Origin of the sequence: Dactylosporangium sp. CA-152071, assembly GCF_050936335.1 — a bacterium.
Taxonomy (GTDB): domain Bacteria; phylum Actinomycetota; class Actinomycetes; order Mycobacteriales; family Micromonosporaceae; genus Dactylosporangium; species Dactylosporangium maewongense.
In genome coordinates, this window is the sequence record NZ_JBNJMZ010000002.1 from 4396382 (window position 1) to 4410717 (window position 14336).

The 14336-nt window shown below is 68.6% G+C and carries 9 protein-coding genes and 1 pseudogene; 8 read left to right on the forward strand and 2 right to left on the reverse strand.

Features of this window, described 5'->3' with window-relative positions; translation table 11 throughout:
* Positions 1 to 6 precede the first annotated feature (6 nt).
* Positions 7 to 348 carry a hypothetical protein gene (locus ACQEVZ_RS59460; protein WP_433385840.1) on the forward strand — a complete coding sequence of 114 codons (342 nt, stop codon included), beginning with the start codon at positions 7 to 9 and terminating at the stop codon, positions 346 to 348.
* Positions 349 to 498: 150 nt separating this feature from the next.
* On the opposite strand, the gene ACQEVZ_RS59465 is transcribed toward ACQEVZ_RS59460, so the two are convergent.
* On the reverse strand, positions 499 to 876 hold the full coding sequence (locus ACQEVZ_RS59465) for a GntR family transcriptional regulator (RefSeq protein ID WP_344508800.1): 378 nt from the start codon (positions 874 to 876) through the stop codon (positions 499 to 501).
* A 320-nt stretch (positions 877 to 1196) separates the two neighbouring features.
* On the opposite strand from ACQEVZ_RS59465, the gene ACQEVZ_RS59470 reads away from it, so the two are divergent.
* The 6 genes from ACQEVZ_RS59470 (at position 1197) to ACQEVZ_RS59495 (ending at position 9477) form a co-directional block, all read left to right on the forward strand.
* Entirely contained in the window at positions 1197 to 1976 is a 780-nt protein-coding gene (locus ACQEVZ_RS59470) for a WecB/TagA/CpsF family glycosyltransferase (RefSeq protein WP_344508802.1), read from the forward strand.
* A gap of 42 nt (positions 1977 to 2018) precedes the next feature.
* Entirely contained in the window at positions 2019 to 3905 is a 1887-nt protein-coding gene (gene asnB, locus ACQEVZ_RS59475; RefSeq protein ID WP_433385844.1) for an asparagine synthase (glutamine-hydrolyzing), read from the forward strand.
* A 40-nt stretch (positions 3906 to 3945) separates the two neighbouring features.
* Positions 3946 to 4950: a sugar transferase gene (locus ACQEVZ_RS59480; RefSeq protein WP_433385847.1), complete on the forward strand. Its 1005-nt coding sequence runs from the start codon at positions 3946 to 3948 to the stop codon at positions 4948 to 4950.
* Positions 4925 to 6304 carry a hypothetical protein gene (locus tag ACQEVZ_RS59485; RefSeq protein ID WP_433385850.1) on the forward strand — a complete coding sequence of 460 codons (1380 nt, stop codon included), beginning with the start codon at positions 4925 to 4927 and terminating at the stop codon, positions 6302 to 6304. The genes ACQEVZ_RS59480 and ACQEVZ_RS59485 overlap by 26 nt, the downstream gene beginning before the upstream one ends.
* Entirely contained in the window at positions 6301 to 7896 is a 1596-nt protein-coding gene (locus ACQEVZ_RS59490) for a sensor histidine kinase (RefSeq protein ID WP_433385853.1), read from the forward strand. The genes ACQEVZ_RS59485 and ACQEVZ_RS59490 overlap by 4 nt, the downstream gene beginning before the upstream one ends.
* Before the next feature lie 144 nt (positions 7897 to 8040).
* Complete coding sequence (locus ACQEVZ_RS59495; RefSeq protein ID WP_433359550.1) at positions 8041 to 9477, forward strand: IS1380 family transposase; 1437 nt, start codon at positions 8041 to 8043, stop codon at positions 9475 to 9477.
* 174 nt (positions 9478 to 9651) lie between these two features.
* Here ACQEVZ_RS59495 and ACQEVZ_RS59500 read toward each other — a convergent pair.
* Positions 9652 to 10434: pseudogene (locus tag ACQEVZ_RS59500) on the reverse strand (IS982 family transposase); the annotation flags it as partial.
* A gap of 217 nt (positions 10435 to 10651) precedes the next feature.
* On the opposite strand from ACQEVZ_RS59500, the gene ACQEVZ_RS59505 reads away from it, so the two are divergent.
* Complete coding sequence (locus ACQEVZ_RS59505; protein ID WP_433385856.1) at positions 10652 to 14329, forward strand: OTU domain-containing protein; 3678 nt, start codon at positions 10652 to 10654, stop codon at positions 14327 to 14329.
* The last annotated feature ends 7 nt before the right edge of the window (positions 14330 to 14336 follow it).

The window sequence follows — 14336 nt, forward strand, 5'->3', positions numbered from 1 at the left end:
CCCGGTGTGGCGCCGCTACAGCAGGCGTTTGAGCAGCGCCCAGGCGCCGAGCGAGAGCAGGGCGGTCGCGGCGACGAGGAAGATGAGGGACTCGGGGAGCTGTGGGCGACGAAGCTCAACGGGCGCAGGCTCCAGGTGGCGACGAGCCCGAGCAGCGCGGTGCCGGCGAGGACCGGCACGGCCGCGATGAGCAGCTTCGTCGAGCACCAGCGGATCCGGCCGACTGACTGGGTGAGCGCGAAGATGTGGGTGCCCTGCTCGAACTCCCGCGCGAAGAGCGGCGCGCCGGCGAACATGCCGAGCAGGACCGGCAGGCACAGCAGCACGAGCGGGAGGACCGCCACGTAGCTCTCGTACCGCCCGGCGAACGCGTCCATCGCCGAGGCGCTGCACCTGCCCTCGTCGATGTCGACGCAGCCGCTGATCCCGTGCGACGTGACCCGTGCCGGTGCCCGATGTGCCTGCTCCCTCGTGTGTCGATGACCAGCGGTGCGATGGTCAGTAGTGCGTGTCGAGCACGGACTTGAACAGCGCCTCGACGTCCTCACGCTCCAGCCCCGCGGCCTTCGCCGCCCGGAGCCAGCCGTCGAGGTCGCCGCGCAGCGGCCCGTCGGCCTGGGTGCCCGCGCTGGCGAGCGAGCGCCGCACGAATGTGCCCAGCCCCGGTCGCGGCTCGACGAGCCCTTCGCGTTCGAGCTCCCGGTATGCCTTCAGCACGGTGTTCGGGTTGATCGCGGTGGCCGCGACGACCTCCTTGGCCGTCGGGAGACGATCGCCGGGCTGCAGCAGCCCGAGCCGGAGCGCGTGCCTGGTCTGATGGACCAGCTGCAGATATGTCGCCACACCCGAGCGCCGGTCGATGCGGAACTCGATCACTCCAGACTGCTTTCACTAATTAGTTAGTGAAAGCAGTCTGCGCAGCGGCACCCGGGAGCTGTCAAGACGACAGGTGATAACGCGGGTGGCGGGCCGAGGGACACATCGCCATGACCTCGCGGGCATGTGGCCGCCCACCACAAGTCACCTCCGCTCGGCTGCCATCCGGCGTTTGTCGGCAACCGCGTGGGTACAGGCGCGCTCAGCATCCCGCAGTCGAGGCTGGCGTTCGTCGCCTCGACCCGACCGGCGTGGTCGGCGCGTGCCGGCGGGGCGAGAGGAAAGGAAGAGCGTTGGTCGACGCGGGAAAACGCAGCGTCATGGGGGTGTTGGTCGACGTCATCGACTACGACGCGGCGGTCGCGAAGGTGTTCGCGGCCGCCCAGCAGCAGCGCCCGTTCATCCTGACCGCGCTGGCCGTGCACGGTGTGATGACCGGGGTGTCCGATCGGCGGCACAACGCCCGGCTCAACGCCTTCGACGTGATCGTCCCGGACGGCCAGCCGGTGCGATGGGCGCTGAACCTGCTGCACCAGGCCGAGCTGCGCGAGTGGGTGAGCGGGCCGGAACTGACCCACCGGGTGCTGTGGCGCGCGGCCACCGAGGAGTTGCCGGTCTATCTGTACGGGTCCACGCAGCGGACCGTCGCGAGGCTGGCCGGGGCGTTGACCCGGACGGTCCCGACGCTGCGGATCGCCGGCGCCGAACCGTCGCGGTTCCGTGACGCCGAGCCGGGCGAGTACGCGCGCATCGCCGAACGTGTCAACGCATCGGGAGCCCGCCTCGTCCTGGTCGGTCTCGGCTGTCCGCGGCAGGAGTCGTTCGTCCACGCGATGCGGCCGCTGCTCGCCATGCCGCTGCTGGCGGTCGGGGCCGCCTTCGACTATCACGCCGGGCTGCTGAGCTACGCACCACGCTGGATGCAACGCAACGGCCTGGCCTGGATGTGGCGGCTGGTCCTCGAGCCGCGCCGGCTGTGGCGGCGTTACCTGATCCTCGGCCCCCGGTACCTCGTGCGGCTGTCGGCACAGAAGGTGGGGCTGTGGGAGCCGCCCGTGCCCGTGCCCTCGCACCGGCCGGCCGAACCCGCACCGGTCTGACCCGCGCTCGCCTGTTCATCGATCGACCGAGGCGGAGGACTCATGTGCGGAATCACCGGAATCGTAGTGGCCGACGACGGGCCTGCCGTCGACGAGGATCGGCTGCGCGCCATGTGTGGCAGCCTCGCCCACCGGGGCCCGGACGAGGACGGTTTCTTCGTCACCGCCACCGCCGGCCTGGCGGTGCGGCGGCTGGCGGTCATCGACGTGCTGCACGGCCGGCAGCCGGTGCGGTCCGAGGACGGCACCGTGCACGCGGTGCTCAACGGCGCGATCTACAACCATCAAAGGCTGCGGCAGTACCTCGCCGCGCGCGGCCACACCTTCCGCTCCGGCAACGACGCCGAGGTGATCCCGCACCTGTACGAGGAGTTCGGCACCGGCTTCGCGCAGCACCTGGAAGGCATGTTCGCCATCGCGCTGTACGACAGCGCCCGCCACCGGCTGGTCCTGTGCCGCGACCGGGTCGGGGTGAAGCCGCTGCACTACGCCGAGCGCCCCGACGGCCTCGTGTTCGGCTCGGAGATCAAGGCGGTGCTGTGCGCGATCCCCGATCGGACACCGGACCTGCAGGCGTTCAGCGCGTACCTGTCGCTGATGTACGTGCCCGCACCGCGGACGATGTACCGGGAGATCCGCAAGCTCGAACCGGGCACGACGCTGGTCTGGCAGGACAACCGCTGCACGGTGCAGCGCTACTGGGCGCTCGCCGACGTGCCGCAGCGGCGCCATCTCACCGCCGCCCGCGCGTCCGCGATCCTGCGTGACCTCACGGTCGAATGCGTCCGCCAGCAACTGGCGGCCGACGTGCCGGTGGGCTTCTTCCTCAGCGGCGGCATGGACTCCGGCACGGTCGTCGCGGCCGCCCGGCGCGCACTGCCTGACGCCACGCTGAAGACCTACTCGGTGGGCTTCGCCGACCGGTCGTACGACGAACGTTCCGGGGCCGCCCTCACCGCGGCCAGGTTCGGCACCGACCACACCGAGCTCGTGGTCGAACCAACGGCCGCGGACGTCATGGACGGCATCCTGCCGGCCTTCGACGAGCCGTTCGCCGACCCGTCGATGGTGCCCACCTACTACCTGTGCCGCCTCGCCCGCCAGGACGTGACGGTGGCGTTGAGCGGCGACGGCGGCGACGAGCTCTTCGCCGGTTACCTCACGTATCAGGCCGACAAGTACGCCCGCTACTACCGCCACCTGCCGCGCGCGGTGACGGCCGGGATCGTGCCGGGCCTGTTGCGCTTCCTTCCGCGCTCCAGCGCCAGGGCGAGCTTCGACTTCAAGGCTCGTCGCTTCGCCGACAACGCCCTCGAGGAGCCCGGCCGCAGTCACTACCTGTGGCGGGTCGTGTTCCGGGAGGCGCACAAGGCGCGGCTGCTGCAGCCGGACGTGCTCGCCGAGCTGTGCGACACGTACGACACGCACGAGGCGCACTACGAAGCCGGCGCCGGCTTCGACCGGCTGACCCGGTTCCAGTACACCGACGCCCACGTCTACCTGCCCGACGACGTGCTGACGAAGGTCGACCGGGTGAGCATGGCGCATTCCCTGGAGGTACGGGTCCCGCTGCTGGCCACGTCGATGCTCGAGTTCGCCTTCTCGTTGCCGGGCTCGATGAAGTTCCCGGGCCGGCAACCGAAACGGCTGCTGCGGCAGGCGATGGCCGGTCTGCTGCCGCCACGGACGCTCGCCATGGGCAAGAAGGGCTTCAACGCCCCGCTGCCGCATTGGCTGCGCGGCGAGTTCCGGCCGCTGGTGCGCGAGTACCTGTGCCGGGACGTCCTGCGGCGGCAGGGCTATCTGCGCTTCGACGCGGTGAACGAGATCGTCGAGCGCCACCTCAGCGGCGTGGCCGAACACGCCCGTGAGATCTGGATCCTGCTGCTGTTCACCATGTGGGCCGAGCGGGAGAAGGCATACCGATGACGACGGCGCGTGCCCGCCTGCTCTGGAGGTCCGAAATCCCGTGAGAATCTGGTGGCTGCTCTTCCCGCTGCTGCTGGCCTTGCTGCCCGCCGTCGTCCTCACCTCCTCCGTCCCCAAGCGGGTTCGGGCCTGGGCCTGCCGGGTCGCCTTCGTCGTCACCGCGGCGCTGATCGCCGCGCCGTGGATCTGGCTGCGCCTCGACCACGAGGTGCCGGCACGGGTCGCCATGATCCTGATCACCGGATCGCTCGCCGGCGGGATCGTGCTCAGCGGCGCCACCGCCGGGATCGTCGAGGACAACGCGCCGCCGTCGCCCGCCGTCCAGCGCGCGGTCCTGAGGTATCACAATGCCTGCACCGTGCGCCCGGTACCGCGGGGCAAGCGGGTCCTGGACGTGACCGGTGCGCTCGTCGGCCTGGCGTTCACGTTGCCGCTGTGGCCGATCATCGGACTGCTCATCTGGTTCGAGGAGCCCGGGCCGGTCTTCTTCACCAAGAACTCCGTGGGCCGGGGCGGCCGCACGTTCCGCCAGTTCAAGTTCCGCAGCATGCAGTACGGCGCCGAGCGGCTCACGGGACCGGTCGTGTCGCCGGCCGGTGACCCGCGCACGCTCAAGGTCGGTCGCCGGCTGCGTCGCTGGCACCTCGACGAGCTCCCCGAGCTGATCAACGTGCTCAGCGGCTCGATGAGCCTGGTCGGGCCGCGGCCGCTGCGCACCGTGCTCGTCCGCAAGCACCTCGAGTCGGTGCCCGGCTACACCGAACGGCACACGGTGCGGCCCGGCATCGCCTGCATCGCCCAGATCGAGAGGTTCTACATGCCGCCGCAGGAGCGGCTGGCGAAGGACCTCGCCTACATCGAGCACCAGGGCGTGCTGCTCGACCTGCAACTGCTCGTCCGCGCCGTGCTGACCACGGTCCGCGGCGAGCGCCACTACGACGACCCGATGCTCGCCGTGCCCGCTCCCGCCGCGGTGCTGGCGAGCCGGACCGACGGACAGCCGCCGAGGCTGGTCGACAATGCCGGCCAGACCCAGGACGTCTGAGCGGACGCGCATCCCGCGCGCCCGAGGCCGGCTCGCCGGTGCCGGGCTGCTCGACCAGATGGTCATCGCCGCCGCCAACTCGGCGAACACCCTCCTGGGTGGGATCCTGCTACCCAAAGGGCAGTTCGGCGCGCTCGCCCTGGCGCTGGCGGTGGGCTACTTCGCGACGTGCCTCAATCGGGCGATCGTCGGTGACGTGCTGCTCGCGCTGGCATCGCGCCACGACGGCGAGCCCCGCGTGCGCCTGGCCCGCAACGGCCTGGCCACCGCGCTGTGCTCCGGCCTGATCACCACTGTCGTCTTCGTGGTCCTGTGGGCCCTCCACCCCGGCCGCGGCGGGATCGACCTGCGCCAGCTCATCTGGCTCGCGCCGTTCATGGTCCCGATCATGCTGCACGACACCGCCCGCTTCGACTATCTGGCCGACCGCCGCCCGGACAAAGCCCTCGGCATCGACCTGGTCTGGGCCGGCACCCAGGCCGTCATGGTCGTCACCATGATCCTCACCCACACCTCCAGCGCCGGCGGGCTGCTCACCGGCTGGGGTCTCGGTGCCACCGCCGGCATCACCGTGTACCTCATCCGCGAACACCGGCTGCCCTGGCAGGGCAGCCCGCTGGCCTGGCTGGCAGACACCAGGCAACTGTCCGGCTGGTTCACCGTCACCGCCATCGTGGCCCAGGTCCAGGTCCTGGCGATCAGCTTCATCGTCGCCGGCCGACTGTCCAAGATCGACCTGGCCAACCTGCGCTTCGTGCAGACCGTCCAGCTCCAACCCGTGCAGAACCTGATCACCGCCGTCCAGAACCTGCTGGTCCCCCACGTCTCCCGCAATGCCGCCGACGCCGCCGAACCCGGCCCCGAAGGCGCCCGAGCCGCCCTCGCCCTGCGCCGCCAGACCCGCCGACTGGCGATCGCCTTCGCCGTCGTCGGCGCGCTCATGGTGCTCACCCTCTGGCCCGTCGTCTCCTACGTACTGGTCCACACCCAGAAATTCGCCGAAGCCGCCCCACTGGTCCTGCCCATCGCCCTGCAAGGCGCGCTCTACCTGTTCCAGGTCCCCTTCACCGCCGCGATGCGCGGCATGCACCGCGCCCGGATGCTCTTCGCGCAATACGTCTTCTTCGTCGTCGTCTCCCTCAGCGGCCTCACCTTCGGCGCCGACCACGGCGGCCTGCGCGGCGCCGCCTGGGGCCTGCTCGCCGGATCGACCGCCAGCCTCATCTGCATGGTCACCCTCTACGCCTACGCCCTGAGACGGATCCCGAAAGTGCCCGAGAACCCGCACGGCCCGGCGGATGCGGGCGTCGACACGTTCGATCGATCAGGACTTGCCGTTCGGCCAAGCGTTTGAGTTCGGCGCAGCCGAAAACGGGTCGGCGCCGCGTTAATGTCGGGGCTGTGAGCACGTCCGTACTCTGGCGGTCCATACGGGCAGGTGGCAGACCGGCGCTCGCTCTCCTGGCAGGTGCTGCCGCGTTTCCGCTTGTGGGCGTCCTTGTCCAGTACGTCGGGCCGTACATCCCGATCGAGATCCTCATCGTCTTCGGCATCGCCGGCATCGTCGCGATCACCCACTATGCCGGCGTCGTGTTCGGCGTCCCGGTAGCGCTGGCGAGCTTCCTCGCCTTCGACTGGTACTACCTGCCACCCACGCATCCGATCGGGATCCCCGCAGGCGGCGACCTGACAGAGGCCGTGGTGTTCCTCCTGTTGGCGACCGCCGTCGGCGAGTTCGCCGCCATGGCCCAGCGCCGGAGCGTGGCGGCGGAGACGGCGCGGAGCCTTCTCACCAGCGAGCAGGCGGCGTTACGGCGGGTGGCGACGCTGGTTGCGCAGGACGCGCCGCCGGCCGACGTGTTCGCCGCGGTGGCCGCCGAGGTCGGCAGGATCTTCGACACCGACCTTGCGACCGTGGTGCGCTTCGAGCCGGACTCCACCGCGACCGTGGTCGCCGTCTGGAGCAGACGACCAAGCGCTCTGCGGCCCGGCGTCAACTACAAGCTCGATGGTTCCGTCGTAGCGACGGCGGTGTTCCAGTCCCACTGCCCGGCGCGGGTCGACGACTACGCCCGAGTCCTCGGACCTGCCGCGGACCTGGCGCGACAACTGGGCATCTGCTCGACCGTCGCCGCGCCGATCGTCGTCGACCGGCGTCTCTGGGGGGCCGCGATCGCCGCCGTGACGCGGCCCGCCCCGCTTCCGGCCGAATCCGAGACCCGCATCTGTGACTTCACGGAGCTGCTGGCCGCCAGCATCGCCAACACCCAGAACAAGGCCGAGCTGACCACCTCCCGCGCCCGTATCGTTGCCGCGGCCGACGAGACACGGCGGCGGCTGGAGCGTGAACTCCACGACAGGGTGCAGCAGCGGCTCATCTCGTTGGCCCTCGAACTGACCATCGCCGAGTCATCCGCCCCGCCGGAACTGTCCGACCTGCACGTCCAGCTGTCGTCCGTCAAGGAGGGCTTGAAGGAGCTGGCCGACAGTGTGCGTGAGCTCTCGCGGGGGATCCATCCGACGATCCTGTCCGAGGGGGGTCTCGAGCCCGCGCTGAAGGCGCTGATCCGCCGCTCCGCGGTTCCCGCCGACTACGACATACGCATCGACACCCGGTTTCCCGAGGGCATCGAGGTGGCCGCGTACCACGTCGTGTCCGAGGCGCTCAGCAACGTGGCGAAGCACGCCCGGGCCTCGGGCGTGACGGTGCGGGTCAGAAACTCGGATCGCGCGCTCACCCTGTCTGTCCGCGACGATGGTTGCGGCTGCGTCGCCTCCGCCCGAGGTTCGGGTCTGACCGGTCTGGAGGATCGCGTCAAGGCGCTCGGTGGGACGATCGACGTCGTGGCCCCGCCGGACGGCGGCACGGAACTGCGCGCGACGCTCCCCGTCGTTTCGCACGGAGGCTCCCCGCCGAGCGATCTTGGATCTGTGGTCAGCCCCTAGATGATTGATGCCTTGAAACCTCAGCCCTGATCCACCGACGAATTGATGTGACCGTGATGGGCCGGGCGCGACGATGCCCTCGCGAGCTGGAAAGATAGAGGTTCTTGAGGCTTCCATCGTCCGGTTCGAGAGGGCACCGTCGAGGTGAGAATATCGCACGGCGCGACGCGGGTGCGCGCATCGTTTGATGATCCGAATCTGGTGTCGTGCGCTGGTGTGGAGCCGGTGATGACCCTCGCCCAGCGGTGTGACCTGCACGGCATCGTGGCTGCTCGGCTGCGTGTGCCAACGGACAAGGGGTCCAACGCGGCGGGGAAGGTCGCTGCGATCGTGGCGGGCATGGTGACCGGTGCGGACTCGATCGACGATCTGGACGTGTTGCGTCACGGTGGGATGCCGCTGCTGTTCGACGGGGTGTATGCGCCCTCGACGCTGGGGTCGTTCCTGCGGACGTTCACCCATGGCCACGTCCGGCAGTTGCAGGCAGCGTCGCGGCAGTTCCTGGTCCGGATGGCCGGACAGGCCCGGTTGCTGCCCAGCGCCGGCGCGGTCACGTTCGTCGACGTCGACTCGCTGCTGCGCAGGGTGTACGGCAAGCAGAAGCAGGGCGCCGGGTTCGGTCACGCCAAGGTCGGCGGCTACCAGGTGCTGCTGCGTGGCCTGAACCCCCTGGTGGCCACGATCAGCACCCCGGACGCGGCGCCGGTGATCGCCGCGACCCAGCTGCGCGCCGGCAACGCCGGCTCAGCCCGCGGAGCGGCATCGCTGATCGCCGAGGCCGTCGCCACCACCAAAGCGGTCCTGGCAGCCCAAGCAGCCCAACCCGCCACCGCCGCGACGACAGCCGCAACGGTGGCGGCTGAGATCATGGTCCGTGCGGACTCGGCGTTCTACTCCCGCACGGTGATCACCGCCTGCCGCCGGGCCAGGGTGCGGTTCTCCGTCACGGTCCGCATCGACGCCAAGGTCCGCGCGGCGATCACCGCGATCGACGAGGACGCCTGGACCGAGATCCGCTACCCGCAACCGGTCTGGGATGAGGACCAGCAGCGGTTCATCTCCCGCGCACAGATCGCCGAGACCACCTACACCGCGTTCGAAGGCACCCGCCACGAAGTCACCGCCCGGCTCATCGCGCGTCGCGTCCCAGACCTGAACAAGTCCACAGTGGATGGTCAAGGTGAGCTGTTCACCGTGTGGCGGTACCACGCCGCGTTCACCGACAGCCCCTACGTGCTCGTCCAGGCCGAAGCCCAGCACCGCGGCCACGCCATCATCGAACAGGTCTTCGCCGAACTCATCGACGGACCCCTCGCCCATCTACCCTCCGGCCGGTTCACCGCCAACAACGCCTGGCTGACCTGCATCGCCATCGCCCACAACCTCACCCGCACCGCCGCCACCCTGGCCGGACGACCCCACGCCACAGCCCGCGCCGCCACCATCCGCCGACACCTGATCAACGTCGCCGGCCGGATCAGCCGACACGCCCGCGAGGTCACCATCCACCTACCGCAACACTGGCCCTGGCAACACAACTGGCTACGACTGTTCACCACCGCGCACGCCCCACCCACCTGACCATCCACACAGGACAGTCACTCGCAGCCGACGCCGGCCACCCCACAACGACAGACCCCACCGAGACACGGAGCGCACCGGCAACCCGGCCGGTCACCCCCACGCGCCCGACCAACACCCAAGATCATGAACTCAGACCAGCCGAGCATCGAAACCTCATCGGTGGATCAGGGCTCAGTGGTCGTAGGCGATGAGTGATCGTTTGCTGGGGGCGTCGATGATCCAGTTGTGCCAGATCACGGCGGTCAGGGCGAGGAGGCGTTGGGCGACGCGGGTGAAGACTCCGGCCAGGGTGCGTCCGCCGTGGGCTTCGAGGTCGAGCTGGCCCTTCAACGTGTCGAAGACGGCCTCGACCCACTGCCTGACCCGGGCCAGTTTGCCGTAGCGGACCGGTTCGCCCTTGCGGTCCGGGCGTACGAAGTGCGCCCCGAGCTGCTCGGTGATGAACCGTTCGAAGTCCGCGCCGGCGAAGCCCTTGTCACCGAGCAGGACCTGACCGGCGTGCACGAGGTGATGATCGGCCTCCAGCAGCGCCGTCATCACCTCACGCTCACCGAGTTTGGGGTTGGCCAGCCCCCAGATCACCGGCATGCCCTCCGGGGTGCAGACCAGGTACAGCCGGAACCCCCAGAAGTAGCGGGAATGGCTGGCGCAGTACCCGTAGCCGGCGGCACCGGCCAGGTCGGAGCGTTTGACGGTCTCCCGGGACGCGCCGCACGGCAGCGGGGTGGAATCGATCAGCCGCAGCTGGTCGAACCACGACGGAGTCCGGGTGGCCAGATGCCGCATCACCATGGCCAGCAACGGACCGGCCTTCCGCATCCGTTTGTTGTAGCCGTCCTGGTCCGGCAGGTACGGGAACATGCCCCGCAGATGCTTGCGGGCGTAACGCAGCCAGTGCCGCTCCGACGGGTACCGCAGCAACACCTGCATCACCGCCAGGCACAACAACTCCGCCCTACCACCAGGTAGGCAAGGGTTTCTGCAGCTCAGACCCCAGAGGCGTGGGACTAGTCACCTCCGCGAGTGCGGAACCCGGGTTAAGGCGATAGTCCCGCCGGATGACCGGAGACGGTCACGTCCGGAATCTGTGGGAGCAGTCCCTGAATGGGGTCGGGGTTGGTTCTGGTGAGGGATGTGTGGTTGTCGATGGTTGTGGGGGTAGTTTGGGGGGATGTCGCAGCCGGGTTTTTGGGATTTTGATGGTTTGTCGTCCGGGTTTGATGTGGACGGGCTGGCGATGGCGATGGATGGGCTCGTGGTGGATGGGCTCGTGGTGGATGGGCTTGATGTGGGTGCTGGTGGTGGTGTGCCGGTCCCGGTGGGTGTGGTGCTCGCTGGGGGTGGTGTTGGTGGGGTGGTTTCCGGGGTTGGGGTGGGTGGGTGGGCGGGTGCGGGTTCTGTTGCCGTGTCTGCTGGGGGGTTTGTGTCGTTGTCGCCTCCTGCTGATGCCGCGTTCGGTGTCGGTTTTGTGGACGGTGACGGGTGGCTGGAGGTTGCCGGGCAGTCGATCTTTCTGGGGGCGGGTGATGGTGGTGTGGCCCCGTTGGGGCAGGTCTGGTTTTGGCATGACCGCACGACGGTGTGGGTGCAGTGGACTGGCGGGCTGCAGATGTACGGCAGGTTCCCTGCAGAGCTCACCGATGCGCAGTGGGACCAGGCGGTTGTTGCAGGGCCGTTGTGGGTTGCCGGGCTGGCTGACGAGGTGTTTGAGCGTTGGGCGGATGAGTGGTTCGAGCGTGTGGGTGAGGTGCCCGCGGATGGGGATTGTTTCTTTCACACGCTGCTTGCTGTGCTGCCTGCCGAGTTTTGGCGGGACAGGCTTGGGATCGACGGTTCGGTGGTTGGGTTGCGGGGTTGGTTGGCCGATCGGCTCACGGAGGATCTCAATTCGGGGGATAGTTGGTTCGCGCCGTTCTTGACGGTTCCTGAGGATGTGTTTGGTTGGGGGGATGCCGAGTGGTGGGCTCTTCGGAATGGGTGGGTCCGTCAGATCCGTGAGCCTGGGCAGTGGAACAACCAGATCGGCGATCTTGCCGCTCACCTGTTCGTGCGGTCGACGGGAGTTCCGCTGCACGTGTACATGCCCGGGTGGGCGGTTCCCATTGATCCGCCCGGGTTGCCGGTCGGGTTCCCGGGCTGGCGCAACGAGCGTGTCCCGGTCGTGCTGCACCGCCAGCACTGGCAGGCTGTCAGGTACCGCCGGGACCGGCAGCCACCCGCCGGGGGCTGGGCCGCGCTCCAACTGCCGGACATCCCCGACTTCCGGCGAGCCTGGCACGCCAACGGCCAGCCCTCCCCATTCCACAGCGTCCCCACCAACCCCACCACCACCAACCCCACCACCACCAGCAACCCCACCACCACCAGCGACCCCGCCATCAGCGACCCCGCCAGCACTGGGCTGGGTGGGGGTGATTTCCTGTCGGCGGTGCTCGCGGCGGCTCCGGTCGAGGTCCAGCAGGCCCTCGGGATCGACCGTGTCCCTACCGTCTCGACGGTTGAGTCCTGGCTGGCCGGCCTGCTCATGGACGATCTCACCTCGGCGGAGGCCGGCGGTCAGAGCTGGTCTTCCGGCGTGTTCGTCGATCGGGACGGCGCTGCCGAGCCGGACGTGCCGCAGCAGCGGTTGATCGACTGGATCCTGACGGGTCAGGCGAACATGGCCACAGCAGACCCAGCGGCAGCGGGCTCGGCGGCAGATGTGTTCGTGCGGTATTTCGTCACCGTATCGGGCCTGCCGGTGCAGGTCACCGACGAAGGTGGGAACGTAACCCACATCGATCCGGCCGGGTTCGTGACCGACCCGACGCACCCACGGATACGGCTCTACCGCTGGACCGACGGCCGCTACCAAGCACTCCCGAGCGGATGGTCATCGTTGCCCCCCAACGACGCGGTCACCGGCTTCGGCACGGTCTCGAAGAGCGGGAACCTGGGGATTGCCGGAAGGCACATCCCTGTGGGGGTTGATGTCGTTCGGGGCCTCCCGGACGACGGTAGGGGGGTCAAGTATTCGGTTACCCGGGACAGACTGTGGCTGGAGAGGCTCTCCGACGGACAGAAATTTGCAAGGCGAATCAGCCAACCGTTCACTGACGTGCAGTTGCACAACGCGCGGAATCGTGCGCCGAAGGTCGAGAGTGGATGGTCTTCGCAGCCTCCCAGCGACGCGGTCACCGGCGTCGGCACGGTCGCGAAGAAAGGGGAGCTGTGGATTGCCGGAAGGCACATCTATCTGGGGAAGGATGTCGTTCGGGGCCTCCCGGACGACGGTAGGCGGGTCAAGTATTCGTTTACCCGGGACAGACTGTGGCTGGAGAGGCTCTCCGACGGACAGAAATTTGCAGTGCGAATCAGCCCACCGTTCACTGACGTGGAGTTGCACGACGCGCGGACTCGTGCGAATCGTGCGCCGCAGGTCGAGAGTGGATGGTCTTCGCAGCCTCCCAGCGACGCGGTCACCGGCGTCGGCACGATCTCGAAGGGCGGGCACCTGGGGATTGCCGGAAGGCAGATCTATCTGGGGAAGGATGTCGTTCGGGGCCTCCCGGACGACGGTAGGCGGGTCAAGTATTCGTTAACCCGGGACGGACTGTGGCTGGAGAGGCTCTCCGACGGACAGAAATTTGCAGTGCTAATCAGCCCACCGCTCACTGACGCGGAGTTGCACAACGCGCGGACTCATGCGAATCGCGCGCCGAAGGTCGAGAGTGGATGGTCTTCGCAGCCTCCCAGCGACGCGGTCACCGGCGTCGGCACGGTCGCGAAGAGCGGGGAGCTGTCGATTGCCGGAAAGCGCATCTACGTGGGGGTTGATGTCGTTCGGGGCCTCCCGGACGACAAAAGGCGGGTCAAGTATTCGTTTACCCAGGACGGACTGTGGCTGGAGAGGCTCTCCGACGGACAGAGATTTGAACGGCTAATCAGCCAACCGCTCACTGACGCGGAGTTGCACGACACGCCGAATCGCGCGCCGCAGGTCGGGAGTGGGTGGTCTTCGGAGCCTCCCCCGGATGCCGTCGAGCACACCGGCACCGTCACGAACCACGGGTCGCTGCGGGTCGGCAGAAGGATGTTCCATTTGGGGAAGGCTGTCGTCCCCGGAGGTGCCTCGAAGGACGAGAGGCAGGCCAAATGTTGGTATACCGGTACTGAGCTATGGGTGCAGATGATTGAGGGCGGACACCGAGTGCAGGTCTCACTCGGTGGGCCGCTCGCTGATCCAGCCTGGGGCGGGGCGTCGGTGGGTGGGGGTGGGCTGGGTCGGGTGGGGGCGTTGCCGTTGCCGCAGTTGATGGACAGCGACGGCGGTGAGGAGTCGGAGTTGCAGCAGTGGCTGGCCATCGACGCGGTAGCGGATCCGGCGGCGTCGTGGGCGGCCTTCGACGCTGTCAGGGACTACCTCACCAGTGATGCGGCGGGTCATGCGCTGGATGCGTTGATCGCCGCCGTCTGGCCGGGCGACGGCCGGTTCAGGACGGATCGGGCGTTGCTGGCGCTGGCCCGGCAGGGGCAGGTGGACTTCGGATACCAGTATCTACTGTCCGGTGATCGCAGCGTGGCGCCCTTGCTGACGGTGGCCGGGCCGGAACAGTTGTGGGCGTGGGCGGATCTGGTACGCAGCGCTGGGTTCGGGGAAGGGCGGGCCACACTGCTGGAAGCAGTCGCCTCAGCACTGATACCCGGAACCACCGAGTCAGTGACAGCCCGGCTGGCCGCCTCACGCGGTGAGATTGATGTGCAGGAGCGGATAGCCGTGGTACACACCCTGTCCGCAATGGCGACGGCGGCTTCCCCACAATTCCAGACTGCTCTCAACAACGTAGCGACCACCCTACTCGAATGCTGAGACGGGT

Coding starts and splice junctions, on each gene's coding strand:
- ACQEVZ_RS59470 (WP_344508802.1), top strand. CDS start 1,197: ATGGGGGTGTTGGTCGACGTCATCGACTACGACGCGGCGGTCGCGAAG.
- asnB (WP_433385844.1), top strand. CDS start 2,019: ATGTGCGGAATCACCGGAATCGTAGTGGCCGACGACGGGCCTGCCGTC.
- ACQEVZ_RS59485 (WP_433385850.1), top strand. CDS start 4,925: ATGCCGGCCAGACCCAGGACGTCTGAGCGGACGCGCATCCCGCGCGCC.
- ACQEVZ_RS59505 (WP_433385856.1), top strand. CDS start 10,652: ATGTCGCAGCCGGGTTTTTGGGATTTTGATGGTTTGTCGTCCGGGTTT.